The sequence below is a fragment of the Morganella sp. GD04133 genome (assembly GCF_029835375.1).
Classification (GTDB): Bacteria; Pseudomonadota; Gammaproteobacteria; order Enterobacterales; family Enterobacteriaceae; genus Morganella; species Morganella morganii_B.
The window spans coordinates 1-610 of sequence record NZ_JAODZS010000111.1 but is presented as its reverse complement, the minus strand read 5'-3'; the positions used below and the strand labels follow the sequence as shown (position 1 = coordinate 610).

The window sequence follows — 610 nt, the reverse complement described above, 5'->3', positions numbered from 1 at the left end:
TACTCAGCTGACCGTTACGCCGAACCGGTCACTGGTGGCGAATAACCGTGATCAGTTTACCGCAGTGGCGCTGTTACAGAATGACAAGGGTGAAGTGCTGGCGGATAAAGCGGTGACCTTCAGTGTGTCCGGGCTGAAAAACCCGGAAGGGGTGACCATTTATGATGCGGATGGCAACAACGGTCAGACCCTGACCGTGAACTCCGGTCCTGACGGCACGGCAACCGTAAAAATCATCAGTAAATCCGCCGGGAAAGGATTGCTGAAAGCCAGAATGCGTAACGGTAACAGCCGGACGGAATCGATCATCTATATTGCGGATCTCAGTACCGCAAAAATCAAAACGCTCGAGTTAACCAATAACCGGGCGGTGGCTGACGGTCAGGCGAAAAACATCGCCGTGGCAACCGTGGCTGACCAGTTTGATAACCGGGTGGAAAACTTCCCGTTAACGGCCAGCGCGGATAACGGCGCAACCGTGGCGGAGCCGAACCAGCAGACGGACGATAACGGTCAGGCCACATTCCGGTTCAGCAGCGAGACGGCCGGAGATTCCAAACTGATGATAGAGGGAGCGGGCACCTCGAAGAGCGAGACTGCGCAGTTTATT

Annotated in this window: 1 protein-coding gene; it reads left to right on the top strand. The window is 55.2% G+C overall.

Annotated features, from left to right (window positions below; translation table 11 throughout):
- On the top strand, nt 1–610 hold a 610-nt coding region (locus N7387_RS21365; protein WP_279800965.1), incomplete at both ends, for an Ig-like domain-containing protein.